Here is a 13399-nt window from a genome sequence, read left to right on the forward strand (position 1 = left end):
TTCTATATATTAGGAAAAGCTCCCATAGGACAGACATAAGCCAAGCGCTATATAAAGACAATCCATCCACCTGGCTATGCTAAGACATATACTTTCCATATTGCATATAAAGACGAAAGATAGTATAGTAGTGGTTGAAATTATGAAAATATAATAGCGATAGGTGAAGTTTGTGAAGAAGAATATAGATTTATTAAATGGTAATATCCTGAAGTCCCTGACGGAACTGGCTGTTCCTATTATGGCCACATCCCTGGTACAGACAGCATATAACCTGACGGACATGGCATGGATTGGAATGGTTGGAAGTGATGCGGTGGCGGCAGTGGGAGCTGCCGCCATGTATACCTGGCTGTCCTCCGGTGTGGTGACCCTGGCCAGGATGGGAGGACAGGTAAAGTCCGCCCATGCCTATGGGGAAGGCAACCGAAGGGAAGTTATCCAGTACGGAAAGGGAGCGCTGCAGCTGGCCCTTGTGCTGGCAGCGGCATATGGACTGCTGACGAACCTGCTGGCTGGTCCGCTGATTGGCTTTTTCCATCTCAATTCCCCGCAGGTGGTTGCCAATGCCATTACATATCTGAGGATTGCCTGTGGGTTTATCGTATTTGCATTTATTGGACAGACCCTGACCGGGCTTTATACGGCCTCGGGCAACAGCCGGACCCCCCTGATGGCAAACTGCATTGGAATGGGGGCCAATATCATACTGGATCCCATTCTGATTTTTGGCCTGGGACCAATCCCGGGACTTGGAGTGGCGGGAGCAGCGGCTGCCACGGTTTCGGCCCAGTTCATTGTCAGCCTGGTGCTTGTATTATCCATGAGAAAGGACCCGGTGCTGGCAGCCCAGATGCGTGTCTGGAAGCCCACGCCATTGTCCAATATAAAGACCATGATACGGATTGGTTTCCCTTCCGCCGTGCAGAGCATGCTTTACTGCAGCATTTCCATGATACTGACACGGTTTGTCACTTCGTGGGGCGACACGGCTGTGGCGGTCCAGAGGGTGGGAGGACAGATTGAATCCATCTCATGGATGACAGCAGAGGGTTTTGGCTCGGCCATCAATGCATTTGTGGGACAGAATTACGGGGCAGGCAATTTAAAACGTGTGAAGAAAGGTTATATGAAGGCAGCGGGTATTATGTTTATCTGGGGAATGTTCACGACCCTGCTTCTGATTTTCGGGGCAGTCCCCATATTCAGCCTGTTCATCCATGAACCGGAGGTCATACCGGCTGGAGCGGATTATCTGCGCATCATTGGATTTTCGGAAATGTTCATGTGTGTGGAACTGATGACAGTGGGCGCCATGTCAGGCATGGGAAAGACCATGGAGGCTTCTGTGATTACCATCATACTTACAGCTGCCCGTATCCCGCTGGCACTTCTCCTGGGCGGGACAGCCCTGGGGCTTAACGGTATCTGGTGGGCACTTACCATATCAAGCATTGTGAAGGGGATTATTTTCTTTATCGTATTCCAGCGTATGATGCGTGGATGGGGGACCCAAAAATAAAAAATATGCTTGTAAAATGTCGTATTTTGTGAGAGAATAGAACCAAGTATGATGTGATAAATTTAACAAATGGGCACTGTACTTGATCAAATTCATTTTTGAAAGGAGTTTTAACACATGATTTATTCACATGAAGTAGAAGAGATGTGCACAGTTGCACAGGGCGTTCATCATGGCGCTGCTCCAATTCCGGAAGAAGCAAAATGGGTAAAATCAAAAGAAGTAAAAGACATTTCCGGCCTTACCCACGGTGTGGGCTGGTGTGCTCCTCAGCAGGGTGCCTGCAAACTGACACTGAACGTAAAAGAAGGTATCATCCAGGAAGCGCTGGTTGAGACCATCGGATGTTCCGGTATGACCCACTCCGCAGCCATGGCAGCAGAAATCCTGCCAGGACGTACTGTTTTAGAGGCTTTAAATACAGACTTGGTATGTGACGCAATCAATACAGCTATGAGGGAACTGTTCCTTCAGATTGTTTACGGAAGAACACAGAGTGCTTTCTCTGAGGACGGACTTCCTGTAGGCGCTGGTCTGGAAGACTTAGGTAAGGGCCTTCGTTCCCAGGTTGGTACCATGTATGGAACACTGAAAAAAGGTCCCCGCTATTTGGAAATGGCTGAAGGCTATGTAACCGGTATTGCACTGGATGCAGAAGATCAGATCATTGGTTATCAGTTCGTAAGCCTTGGCAAGATGACTGATTTCATCAAGAAGGGCGACGATCCTAACACAGCATGGGAAAAAGCAAAAGGCCAGTACGGCCGCGTTGCTGACGCTGTTAAGATTATCGACCCACGTAAAGAATGATGAAGACCGAATAGGAGGAATAAGAAGATGGCATTATTTGAATCATATGAGAGAAGAATTGACAAAATCAATTCTGTATTAAACAGCTATGGCATTGCTTCTATTGAAGAAGCTGAGAAGATTACCAAAGATGCAGGCCTGGACGTTTATGATCAGGTTAAGAAGATCCAGCCAATCTGCTTTGAGAACGCTTGCTGGGCATACATAGTAGGTGCTGCAATTGCTATTAAGAAGGACTGTAGGAAAGCTGCTGACGCTGCTGCCGCAATCGGAGAAGGCCTTCAGTCATTCTGTATCCCAGGTTCCGTTGCTGACCAGCGTAAGGTAGGTTTAGGCCATGGTAACTTAGGAAAGATGCTTCTGGAAGAGAACACAGACTGTTTCTGTTTCCTGGCAGGACATGAGTCCTTTGCAGCCGCAGAGGGCGCTATCGGTATTGCTGAGAAGGCAAATAAGGTCCGTCAGAAACCACTGCGCGTCATCCTGAATGGTTTAGGTAAGGACGCTGCACAGGTTATCTCCAGAATCAACGGCTTTACATATGTAGAGACAGAGATGGATTACTACACAGGCGAAGTAAAGGAACTGTGGAGAAAGTCCTACTCCGAAGGCTTAAGGGCAAAGGTTAACTGCTACGGCGCGAATGACGTAACAGAGGGCGTTGCCATCATGTGGAAGGAAGGCGTTGATGTTTCCATCACCGGTAACTCCACCAACCCAACCAGATTCCAGCATCCGGTAGCTGGTACCTACAAGAAGGAATGCGTTGAGAAGGGTAAGAAGTACTTCTCCGTTGCATCCGGCGGCGGCACAGGCCGTACCCTGCATCCTGACAACATGGCAGCTGGTCCTGCTTCCTACGGCATGACCGATACCATGGGACGTATGCACTCCGATGCACAGTTTGCCGGTTCCTCTTCCGTACCTGCACACGTTGAAATGATGGGTCTTATCGGCGCAGGCAACAACCCAATGGTTGGTATGACGGTTGCGATTGCGGTTTCGATTGAGGAAGCGGCGAAGGAAGGGAAATTCTAAGAAAATGCTGATAGAATAAGGGAATTTCAAAGTTGTGAAAGTGGTTCGTGGTTGGAACAAAAAGAGCTATTTTTACTAAACTATTGACATTTTCACTTCCTTGGCGTAATATAATGGTAGCAAAGAAAAGCGGTTGTGTCCACTGGACGCAAAGCGAAACCCCAAGGAGGTGCAACTCCTTGGGGTTTCTTTTTTCCTTTTGAAGAGGAATAACTTAGGTAGGCTGTTGGTTATTTATCTCCGTCCAACCATTTACAAATATAGTAGCAAACTATACCTGCCACAACAGAGATAAGAAAAGCGGTTATGTATTGCACTGGTCGCACCTCCTTCCTGCTGGAAAGAGTCAACAGCATATTAATTATATCTATAAAGTGATGAGATATCCATTGCTAATACAAAATTCATCACAATAGTGAGCAGCTGAAAACTCTCCCTACACCGTTTCCATCGAGGAGAGCGCTAAAGCAAATCCTAAAATATCCCTTATGAAATAAGGATTTATAAAATTTGAGATTTTTTTCATGATTGGAACAAAAAGCAATTAAGATAATTTCGCTATCGAAATAAGATGGTTCATGATATAAGTTCATCTTAGCAAAAAAAGCTGTTGTGTCCATTGGATGCAAAGTAAAGCCCCAGGGAGAGGCAATTCCTTGGGGCTTCTGTTTTCCTTTTAAAGAGGAATAACTTAGGCAGGCTGTTGGTTACGTATTTCCATACAACCATCTGCAGATACGCCAGCAGGCTATACCCGCCGTGATAGGGATAAGGAAAGCGGTTATGTATTCCAGTCCAAGTGAACACTAAAATCCAATAAATCTAATAGATTCAGTAAACAAAAAATAGTTGATTATCCAACCATTTCATGATATATTATATTCGTTGACTATCCAACTAATTATATGGTGAATGATGATGACAGAGCGCAACATGATTAGCAGCATATCCATGATGTATCGGCAGGCGCACCGGTTTTATGACAAAAAGCTGGAAGAGTACAATATCAGCAGCGGGCAGCTGACTTTTCTTTTGTGTATCCATGAGCATGAGGGAATCAGCATGTACGGTGTGGCGCAGTTGGGACATTTTGACAAGGGGACCGTTACAAAGGGGATTCAGAAGCTGGAAGAGCAGGGATATATCCGGGTGGAAACGGATGAGGCAGATAAGCGTTCAAGGCGTTTATACACAACGGGGAAAGCGGTTTTGATCATAGAACGGCTCTATGGCATCCGTCAGGAATGGAATGAAATCCTGGTGGACGGCCTGACACCGGAGGAGTGTGCAAAGGCAGAGGAATTATTGGGGAGAATGGCAGAGAATGCCTGGAAGTACATGAATGAAAGGAATTAAACAAGAATGACTGAAAGTACAATCATACATAAAGAAAACCCACTGGGTACGGAGCCGGTCGGCAAATTATTGCTGGCCTTCTCTGTACCCTCAATCATTGCATGCCTGGTTAATTCGGTGTACAACATCGTGGATCAGATTTTTATCGGACAGGGGGTTGGATATCTGGGAAATGCCGCGACCACGGTTTCATTTCCAATGATGACCATCGTGATGGCGTTCGCGACCCTGGCCGGCTCCGGTGGCGGCGCTTATGCAGCTATCAAGCTGGGGGAAAAGGATGTTCGGGAGGCAGACCTGACGCTGAACAACCTGTTTTCCATGTCCCTCATCATCGGAATCCTGATTTCCGCTCTGGGACTTCTCTTTCTGGATCCCCTGCTCCGCATGTTTGGCGCCACGGAAACAGTTATGCCGTACGCGAGGGATTACACCTCCATCATCCTCATGGGAGTGCCGTTCAGTGTTTTGGGAATCACAATGTCCAATATGGCAAGGACGGATGGGAACCCCAGGCTTTCCATGTATGGTATCCTGATTGGCGCAACCCTCAACACAATCTTGGATCCGCTTTATATCTTTGTTTTCCATTGGGGGGTAAAAGGGGCGGCCATTGCCACAATAACCTCCCAGATCCTGTCTGCCGGTATTCTCTGCCATTATTTCTGGAGACGGGGCAATATGCGGTTTCAGTTTAAGCTTATGAAGCTGGTGCCCCGGGTCTGTGTGAAGTCCCTTACGCTTGGGGCGTCTTCCGGCATTGCCCAGCTGGTTGCCTGCGTGATGCAGGTTGTAATGAATAATTCCCTGGTTTATTATGGCAATCAGAGCGATGTGACCGGGGATGTGGCGCTGAGCGCCATGGGAATCGTGATGAAGATTGTAATGATACTTGGTTCTGTCTGTATTGGCATTGGAGTCGGTTCCCAGCCTATCCTTGGGTTTAACTACGGGGCTGGAAAATATAAGAGGATCCGTGACACCTATTTTAAGGCAATCATCTATGCCACTGTGTCCATTTCCGTTGGATGGCTGGTCTGTCAGACAATGCCTCATTTAATCCTGAGGCTGTTCGGAAGCGGCAATGCGCAATTTACACGGTTTGCTGTAAAATGTATGAGGATATATCTGGGCGGCCTTTTCTGCGCAGGTTTCCAGATTGTTTCCACCAACTATTTCCAGGCTACAGGACAGCCATTAAAGGCGTCCCTCCTTTCCATGCTGCGCCAGTTAATCATCCTTATTCCGCTTCTGCTGATTTTGCCCCTGTTTTTTGGCCTGGATGGGATTCTCTACGCCGGACCCGTGGCTGATATAGGTTCTGCTGTCATCGTGGCCTGCTTTATCATTCCATCCATGAAAAAGCTGAATCAAAAGATACGTGAAAGTCAGGGACATGAAAGCATTTGATTGGGAGGACTTTAAGTATGGAGAAGATGGTTAAAAGAGGATATGTACACAGCGACAAAAGGGAATTTACCGAAGATGGGGTCAGGAAACTGCGTGCCGCGGGGAGTAATCTGTACTATTTGCTGAACCGGGGATATCCCATCAAGAGCGCCTCCGTATTTGTGGGAAACCATTATCTGTTGTCTGAAAGGCAGCGGCTGGCCCTGGTGAGGGCTGTCTCACCGAAAGAGAATATCCGTTTAAGGATGGATAAGGAATTAAAGGGCGGTCTGGAAGGCTGCACGGTAAATATTGACGGCTTTAACATCATCATAACATTGGAAGTGGCGCTCTCAGGCTCCCCGCTGTTAAAATGCATGGATGGCACCATAAGGGATCTGGCTGGACTTAGGGGAACCTACCGCTTAATTGATAAAACGGACATGGCAATTACACGGATTGGAAAGGTTCTGGAGTCCAACCAGATCCGCAAAGCTGTATTTTATCTGGATTCCCCGGTTTCTAATTCCGGCAGGCTGAAAGAACGGATTGTGGAGCTGCTGGGCGGCTTTGATTTTGAGGTCCAGGCAGTTACCATACACAACGTGGATTCCGTGTTAAAACAGCAGGATCATGTCATTACCAGCGACGCCATCATATTGGATGACTGCATAAGCTGGTTTAACCTGACCAGGGAAGCAATTGAGCAGGAATTTGGAGATTATCCGTATATTGATATGGGAATCAGCCGGATTACGGAATAAGCGGGGGTGAGGGTATCGTCATCTCTGATTCCGGCTGTTCCATCCATCTGCCGGACTTAATCATTCCATCCATCTGCTGGACTCAATCATTCCATCCATCTGCCAAACTCAACTATTACAATCAGCTGCTGGATTCAACCGCTGCAATCAACTGCCGGATTCATCTGCCACTTTTCTCCATACGCCCCCCTTGGGAAGACTACAATTCCCCAGGGGGTTTCATTTACGCAGAATCAAGACCATATCATGTAAACATTTCTTTACCCTTCAGCGAGGTAATCCATGTTTCAATTGACTGCGCCAATGCATATTGCTGCTGTAAAACAGCCATACCTGTTTCCGGTATATCCGGCGCTGTTTCTTTTTCTCGGATGTTTTCTTCCAAATAGGCCTTTAAGGTTTTCACATTATCCTCAATATTGTCCAGACAGGATTTCTGTCCTTCTGGCGGAAGACCGGACAGGTTCACAATCACGGCATTGAAATCCAGAAAAAAGTGAATGGGCTGGGAAGCAATCTCATGCATAAGGCATTCGAATTTTTCTTCCCCGGTGTCTGTCAGTGAGTAGACTGCCTTCTCTGGCATTTTTCCCTCTTTTACAGGACTGCTTTTAATGTAACCTTTTTCTTCCAACTGAATTACCTTTTTGTATATGGAAGGTGTACTGATTTTTACCCACTTGGAAATGTTGCGGTACTCGACTAATTTCTGGATGTCATAGGCGCTTAACGGCTTCTTTTTCAACATGCCCAATACAACTAAATCTATGGATGCCATGATTCCCTCCTGTTTTTGTGATTGACAAATAGTATAAATTATAGTAGTATAATCGACAACGACAAAATACTATAATTTATACTACTATATTTTGCACTGTGTGTCAAGTGAAAGGAGAGTTAAACATGAATGGACGTAATACAAAAATGGAACTGCTGGGAAGTGCGCCAATACCAAAAGCGCTTGCCGCACTGGGCCTTCCAACCATGATCGGTATGCTGATTAACGCACTCTATAATCTGGTGGACACCTATTTTGTAGGAGGCCTGGGTACCAACCAGATGGGAGCGGTCACAGTGGCCTTTCCTCTTGGGCAGATTGTGGTGGGACTTGGCCTGTTGTTTGGTAATGGCGCTGCCGCCTGTCTTTCAAGGCTGCTTGGACGGGGGGACAGGGATACTGCCAACAAAGTGGCCAGCACCGCTGTGTACAGCAGCATTTTCATTGGGGCGATTGTTATCTGTGGTTCCATGATTTTCCTGAAACCAATCCTGAAGCAGATTGGGGCAATGGAGGAAATCATGCCCTACGCAGTGACATATTCCAGCATTTATATCACATGTTCAATTTTTAATGTATTTAACGTTACCATGAATAACATCGTGTCAAGCGAGGGCGCGGCCAAAACAGCTATGTGTGCATTGATGGCAGGCGCTTTGCTGAATGTGGGATTGGATCCTGTATTTATTTATGGGCTGGACCTTGGGGTTGCCGGAGCAGCCATTGCTACAGCCATATCACAGATGGTTTCTACTTTCGTCTATCTGTGCTATATTTTCCGAAAGAAGAGTGTATTCAGTTTTAGTGTGAAGGAGTGTGACTTTTCCAAAGAAATCATGTCTGAGATTTTAAAGATAGGGATTCCCACACTGGTTTTTCAGCTGTTGACCAGTCTTTCAATCAGTATGATGAACGGCGCGGCCAGGGATTACGGAAGTTCCGCCCTTGCAGCCATGGGGCCTCTTACAAAAATCATGTCCATGGGCAGTCTGGTTGTATTTGGGTTTTTAAAAGGCTTCCAGCCCATTGCCGGGTTCAGTTATGGGGCAAAAAGGTTTGACCGTCTGAATGAAGCAATCAGGACGTCCATCCTCTGGTCTACCGCGTTCTGTGTGATATTCGGTTCCGTGGCCGCCCTATTTTCCACCAGCATCATGTCCCTGTTTACAAAAGACGATATGGAAATGGTCCGTGTGGGGTCCATTGCATTGAGGGCAAACGGTCTTTCTTTCATGCTTTTCGGCTTCTATACGGTCTATTCCTTCCTGTTCCTTGTGATGGGAAAAGCCAGGGAAGGCTGTATCCTTGGTGCATGCAGGCAGGGAATCTGCTTCGTGCCTGTCATCCTGGTGCTTCCCATGTTCTGGGGGCTTGGCGGGATTCTGTACGCCCAGCCCATTGCCGATGTTCTGTCTGGGATTATTACCGCGTGCATGGCGGTTCATTTACATAAAGAACTGGCGGCAGCCAAAACGCGGTTTCCCTCACCGGCGGTTTAGGACGTGTTTGAAAATTCATTCCCGCCATCTGTACGCCCCACTTCGCGGTATATTTGGTCCCAATTCGGTCAACGTAGCCCGCTACGCCTCCCTCATCGGGACCAAATCTCCCACAAAGTGGAACGCACAGCTGACGGAAAGCAATTTTCAAACACGCCCTAGAATTAATCCGTCATGATCCGGCCTCCCGGGCGTCTGTCAGTCATATTTCTGATGGACGCCCAGAAGGACCGTGTCCATGGCATCACATAACCCCTTCCTTGTTTCCTCAGGATTATTAAATGCAGAACGCAGCTGCAGGGTGGTATAGCCGTGTAACATGCCGGTGAGAAGATTTAATATTTCATCCACCTCTGGCGCCTTCAGATTTATGGAACGGATAAGGGTGGCCAGAAGAGTGGTGTAATCTCCGTAAATTATCGCAGTTTCATCATTTCCATGCCACGTGGCCCACTGAATGGTTTCATAAACCCCAGGGTGCTCTATCATGAAGTTAAGATATTCAATGCCCACGGACTTGATGGCCATGTCGCCGGATTTACCGATGGCGGCCCGGCACATCCTTTCATTCATGGTTCTCATTCCATTGTGGGCTACTTCCCGCAGCAGGTCTTCTAAACCGGCTATGTGGTTATAGAGTGACGGTGTGCGGATATTCAGTGCTTCAGCAACGGTTTTTAAGGAAATGCTGCCAAGCCCTTCTCTGTCGGCTATATCTGAAGCGGTTTGCACTACGGCTGCTTTTGTAACGCGCATGAGGAGTCCTCCCTTATTTAAAATGATTCTCTTTAGTAGTTTAACTAATAATATTAGCAGCGTCAATGGATATTAACCATGTCAATGAATCCGTTTGGATTCATTCGATTGTCAGGCTGTACGGATAGTGGAATCAAATTTTCAGACACGGCCTATCCTACATATTGACATCTGGCATATTTTCTTATAAAATACTAATTATATTAGTTTTTAAACTACAATAATTAGTATCACTACTACCATAAGAAACCAACCAGGAGGACAAAATGAAAACCCAAAGAATCCATATTATGCAGACCCCTGCAATCATCTGGGGCGCCCCATCAGAGAAAGTATACCTGTACATACACGGTCAAGGCGGATATAAGGAGGAAGCCGAAGCCTTTGCAGGCATAGCATGCCGCCATTCATGCCAGGTCCTGAGCATTGACCTGCCCGGACACGGCGAAAGGAAAACGGAAGCCGGTTCGTTTGTCCCGTGGCATGTGGTGCCGGAGCTGCTATCCGTCATGAAGTACATCCGCTTACATTGGCCCCATGTCTCCCTGTGCGCCAACAGTATCGGGGCGTGGTTCAGCCTGCTGGGCCTTGAAAGCAGGTGGCTGGAGGAATGCCTGATGGTATCCCCCGTACCTGACATGGAACGCCTGATTTTAAATATGATGGCGCAGGCCGATGTGTCAGAGGAGCGGTTAAAGCGTGAACAGGTAATCAGGACTTCCTTTGGCCAGACATTGTCATGGGAGTATCTGACGTATACCAGGACACATCCCGTTACCAGATGGGAAGTACCCACATATATATTGTATGGCAGCGCTGATAACCTGATAGAACGCAGTGCTGTGGACAGGTTTACCCGGCAATTTAACTGCAGCCTGACTGTTCTGGAGCATGGCGGACATTGGTTCCATACGGAAGAACAATTGGATTTTCTATATCATTGGATGGAGACCTGCCTACAGAACGGTTGACATGGAAAAGCCGCAAACCCGGAATCGGATTTACGGCTTTCTCTTTACCCGGAACAGGGGCGTGTTTGAAAAAGATGCCATGGCCTACTGCTTTTTGTACAGCTTCTCACGATAGGTCTGCACCGGCGTCGCGCCCTGGGGAATGGTATAAAAATAATTTAGCGCCGCCATCCTGCAGTGCTCGATATGGATCTTCATCTTCTCCGTGGCAGCGTCCACATTGTCCTCCAGCAGCAGTTTTAAAATCTCCAGGTTCTCTCCGGCGTCAATATGTACCGTGGCATGGTTCTGATGGACGAAATAAACAATCCGGCTGCTGATATCGTAAACACGGTGCATGACATCCACCATGTAACGGTTGCCGCAATGTTCTATGATGAACAGATGCATGGCGGTATCCAGCTGGATGCGGTCCATGGTTGTCTCATCAGGCTCCCCGTGTTCAAATCTCTGGCAGAAATACTGGATTTCCTCCTTGGGAAGCTGTGAGGCAGCCAGACGGAGGATGGCTGGCTCAAATTCCAGGCGTATCTGGTAAATCTGCAGCACGTCGCTTAAAAGGATATCAGTGACATAGATTCCCTTTTTAGGAATGACCTTGACAAAGCCCTCATTTTCCAGACGGCTGACCGCCTCCCGCACCGGGGTGCGGCTGAGCTTCAGGCCCGCGGTGAGATGCGCTTCATTTAAAATGCTTCCAGGTGCATAGGTACAATTTATCAGGCGTTCTTTTATTATGTTATAAGCGTAATTTTTCAAATCGTTCCCCACAGTCGTAATTGTATCTGTCATAACGTCATACCCCCAGCTCGGTCAAGGACCGGTAATATTCTAATTATATAGGGATGGATATGAAAATACAATCATTAATCAATGAATCAGCACATTCCCAGGTATCTCCACAGCGGCACGCTTGCAATCAAGCCTAATACATGGATGACCATATAGGCATAGGACATGGAGACCACGTTCTTATGGGTCACAAGTCCATCCACAACAGCTTCGGCCTGCAGGTAATATGGATTGTGGAAGGACAGGTTCCAGACCAGCATTGCCAGATAATCCGCAAACAGGGTGATGAAGGGATGGATTCCCAAAGGCGCCCCGATAGGCAGGAAAATGGCCGCAATGATGGCAAGCGTGGCAAGTCCGGTACACTCCAGGTACCGCAGCAGGTATGTAGTCACGCACAAGAGGATGATGAACACATATACATTGGGCACGAACCGGATGATGACCGGGGCAGCCACACTTGCCAGCCAGTGATTAACCCCCACCACACCAAGGAGGGCGGAGATGGACAGCAGGGAGGCAACCAGGGTAATCAGTCCGCCCCATGGCACCAGGTCCTGAAAATCCTTCATGGTAAAGATACCTTTGAGGAACATGGCGCAGAAGGCAAGGGCTGCCACTGTATATGGTTTCAGACCGGTATAGGAGCCGGTAATCCAGAGCAGTATGGACAGGATAAGGATAATGGACGCGGCCTTCTCATCGCTGCTCATGGGCTTTAATTCCGCTATCTTGCGGTTAATCAGTTCCTTGGATATGTTCAGTTTTTCCTTTGGCCTGTAATATACCAGGATGAACAGGAAGGTAAGGGCCAGGTTTACGGCAAACCACACGGAACAGCACATGAACCAGCCGAACCAGCTAAAGGAATATCCTTCCCCCATCATGCCGATTAATACAAAGGTCATGGCGCTTCCGGTGAGGAATGCCATGGTATGGATGGCGGCCGGGACAAAAAAGGCGCAGAACAGCCCGGCAGCTGCCTTGCTGCCTTTTTCAATGTTGTTGGCCTTGGCCACGGAAGCGGCAAACGGGCCTAACACCGCGCATTTTGAATAGGAGTTGGGCACAATGGGCGACAGGATGGTGGAGGTGGCCATGATTGCAACCACCATACCGGTATAAGTAGCCGGGAAAAACTTGATGATGTTAAATGCAATCCGGTCAATCAGCCCTGTCTTTGCAATACCCGTGGCAAAGATCATCATCAGGATAACGGTCCACATGGTATCCCCGCTCCAGGCAGAGAACGCCTCCGGGAAGGTGCACACGTGGAAGGTAACAAATGCAACACAGGCAAACAGCGCAACAAGAGGAGCCGGATAAAGCTGAAGGATTAACAGAAGGACAGCTGCCATGAAGATGCCGAGATAGCGCATGCTTTCAACGGTCAGTTCCCCTGGGGGCCGGCTCAGACCGATGGCCAGCCCAATCAATATACATAGGATGCTCAGAACATATTTCTTAATATTTGCAGATTTCATGAAAAACCTCTCCCTGATATTTTATATTCGTAGGACGCGCAAACGTAAAAACTCCATGCACCTATAGTAGTACCTGCTTTGGAATAAGTCAATAGGGTTTTGTGCAATAAGCTTATAAAACACGTATATATCACGTATATTTTAGTTATATTTTAAGGATATATGTAAAATATTTTGGTTTTATTTTCGATTTATTAGATAATGTGCATAAAAAATAAGATAAAAATTAGCAAAAACTAT

General features: G+C 47.4%; 13 protein-coding genes and 1 pseudogene. 9 read left to right on the plus strand and 5 right to left on the minus strand.

Features of this window, described 5'->3' with window-relative positions; genetic code table 11:
• The first annotated feature begins 172 nt into the window (after window positions 1-172).
• From LK536_RS37910 to LK536_RS37935, 6 genes are all read left to right on the plus strand, one after another.
• Window positions 173-1522, plus strand: a complete 1350-nt coding sequence (locus tag LK536_RS37910) for an MATE family efflux transporter (RefSeq protein ID WP_227795342.1) — start codon at window positions 173-175, stop codon at window positions 1520-1522.
• Window positions 1523-1639: 117 nt separating this feature from the next.
• A complete protein-coding gene (locus LK536_RS37915) occupies window positions 1640-2332 on the plus strand; it encodes an iron-sulfur cluster assembly scaffold protein (protein WP_008721886.1) in 693 nt (230 codons plus the stop codon).
• A gap of 27 nt (window positions 2333-2359) precedes the next feature.
• On the plus strand, window positions 2360-3370 hold the full coding sequence (locus LK536_RS37920; protein WP_008721887.1) for a GGGtGRT protein: 1011 nt from the start codon (window positions 2360-2362) through the stop codon (window positions 3368-3370).
• 912 nt (window positions 3371-4282) lie between these two features.
• Window positions 4283-4726: a MarR family winged helix-turn-helix transcriptional regulator gene (locus LK536_RS37925; RefSeq protein ID WP_008721892.1), complete on the plus strand. Its 444-nt coding sequence runs from the start codon at window positions 4283-4285 to the stop codon at window positions 4724-4726.
• A 6-nt stretch (window positions 4727-4732) separates the two neighbouring features.
• Window positions 4733-6136, plus strand: coding sequence for an MATE family efflux transporter (locus LK536_RS37930; RefSeq protein ID WP_025483024.1), 1404 nt, complete (start codon window positions 4733-4735; stop codon window positions 6134-6136).
• A gap of 17 nt (window positions 6137-6153) precedes the next feature.
• On the plus strand, window positions 6154-6879 hold the full coding sequence (locus LK536_RS37935) for a DUF434 domain-containing protein (protein ID WP_227795344.1): 726 nt from the start codon (window positions 6154-6156) through the stop codon (window positions 6877-6879).
• Window positions 6880-7123: 244 nt separating this feature from the next.
• Here the strand turns inward: LK536_RS37935 and LK536_RS37940 are convergent, their stop codons facing one another.
• Window positions 7124-7657, minus strand: a complete 534-nt coding sequence (locus LK536_RS37940) for a PadR family transcriptional regulator (RefSeq protein ID WP_227795345.1) — start codon at window positions 7655-7657, stop codon at window positions 7124-7126.
• A 125-nt stretch (window positions 7658-7782) separates the two neighbouring features.
• Here LK536_RS37940 and LK536_RS37945 point away from each other — a divergent pair, with 125 nt between their 5' ends.
• Window positions 7783-9156 carry an MATE family efflux transporter gene (locus tag LK536_RS37945; RefSeq protein WP_227795346.1) on the plus strand — a complete coding sequence of 458 codons (1374 nt, stop codon included), beginning with the start codon at window positions 7783-7785 and terminating at the stop codon, window positions 9154-9156.
• Here the strand turns inward: LK536_RS37945 and LK536_RS37950 are convergent.
• A pseudogene (locus LK536_RS37950) lies at window positions 9080-9247 on the minus strand (DUF6783 domain-containing protein); the annotation flags it as partial. The gene LK536_RS37945 and the pseudogene LK536_RS37950 sit on opposite strands and share 77 nt — an antisense overlap.
• Here LK536_RS37950 and LK536_RS37955 point away from each other — a divergent pair.
• Window positions 9206-9334: a DUF6783 domain-containing protein gene (locus LK536_RS37955; RefSeq protein ID WP_327395107.1), complete on the plus strand. Its 129-nt coding sequence runs from the start codon at window positions 9206-9208 to the stop codon at window positions 9332-9334. The pseudogene LK536_RS37950 and the gene LK536_RS37955 sit on opposite strands and share 42 nt — an antisense overlap.
• 20 nt (window positions 9335-9354) lie before the next feature.
• Here LK536_RS37955 and LK536_RS37960 read toward each other — a convergent pair whose 3' ends face one another.
• Window positions 9355-9912 (minus strand): TetR/AcrR family transcriptional regulator, encoded by a 558-nt coding sequence (locus tag LK536_RS37960; RefSeq protein WP_227795347.1) that lies wholly within the window; start codon window positions 9910-9912, stop codon window positions 9355-9357.
• Between the two features lie 266 nt (window positions 9913-10178).
• On the opposite strand from LK536_RS37960, the gene LK536_RS37965 reads away from it, so the two are divergent.
• The gene (locus tag LK536_RS37965; RefSeq protein WP_227795348.1) at window positions 10179-10883 is read left to right on the plus strand and encodes an alpha/beta hydrolase; all 705 of its coding nucleotides are present in this window, start codon (window positions 10179-10181) and stop codon (window positions 10881-10883) included.
• 84 nt (window positions 10884-10967) lie between these two features.
• Here the strand turns inward: LK536_RS37965 and LK536_RS37970 are convergent, their stop codons facing one another.
• The gene (locus tag LK536_RS37970) at window positions 10968-11675 is read right to left on the minus strand and encodes a GntR family transcriptional regulator (protein WP_227795349.1); all 708 of its coding nucleotides are present in this window, start codon (window positions 11673-11675) and stop codon (window positions 10968-10970) included.
• 86 nt (window positions 11676-11761) lie between these two features.
• Window positions 11762-13159, minus strand: coding sequence for an SLC13 family permease (locus tag LK536_RS37975; protein WP_227795350.1), 1398 nt, complete (start codon window positions 13157-13159; stop codon window positions 11762-11764).
• Between the last annotated feature and the right edge of the window lie 240 nt (window positions 13160-13399).

Source organism: Clostridium pacaense (assembly GCF_020709765.2).
Lineage (GTDB): Bacteria > Bacillota > Clostridia > Lachnospirales > Lachnospiraceae > Enterocloster > Enterocloster hominis.

What these genes read in the sequence shown, in the direction of transcription:
- LK536_RS37915 (WP_008721886.1), top strand. Translation starts at nt 1,640, where the DNA reads ATGATTTATTCACATGAAGTAGAAGAGATGTGCACAGTTGCACAGGGC.
- LK536_RS37920 (WP_008721887.1), top strand. Translation starts at nt 2,360, where the DNA reads ATGGCATTATTTGAATCATATGAGAGAAGAATTGACAAAATCAATTCT.
- LK536_RS37925 (WP_008721892.1), top strand. Translation starts at nt 4,283, where the DNA reads ATGATGATGACAGAGCGCAACATGATTAGCAGCATATCCATGATGTAT.
- LK536_RS37930 (WP_025483024.1), top strand. Translation starts at nt 4,733, where the DNA reads ATGACTGAAAGTACAATCATACATAAAGAAAACCCACTGGGTACGGAG.
- LK536_RS37935 (WP_227795344.1), top strand. Translation starts at nt 6,154, where the DNA reads ATGGAGAAGATGGTTAAAAGAGGATATGTACACAGCGACAAAAGGGAA.
- LK536_RS37940 (WP_227795345.1), bottom strand. Translation starts at nt 7,657, where the DNA reads ATGGCATCCATAGATTTAGTTGTATTGGGCATGTTGAAAAAGAAGCCG.
- LK536_RS37945 (WP_227795346.1), top strand. Translation starts at nt 7,783, where the DNA reads ATGAATGGACGTAATACAAAAATGGAACTGCTGGGAAGTGCGCCAATA.
- LK536_RS37960 (WP_227795347.1), bottom strand. Translation starts at nt 9,912, where the DNA reads ATGCGCGTTACAAAAGCAGCCGTAGTGCAAACCGCTTCAGATATAGCC.
- LK536_RS37965 (WP_227795348.1), top strand. Translation starts at nt 10,179, where the DNA reads ATGAAAACCCAAAGAATCCATATTATGCAGACCCCTGCAATCATCTGG.
- LK536_RS37970 (WP_227795349.1), bottom strand. Translation starts at nt 11,675, where the DNA reads ATGACAGATACAATTACGACTGTGGGGAACGATTTGAAAAATTACGCT.
- LK536_RS37975 (WP_227795350.1), bottom strand. Translation starts at nt 13,159, where the DNA reads ATGAAATCTGCAAATATTAAGAAATATGTTCTGAGCATCCTATGTATA.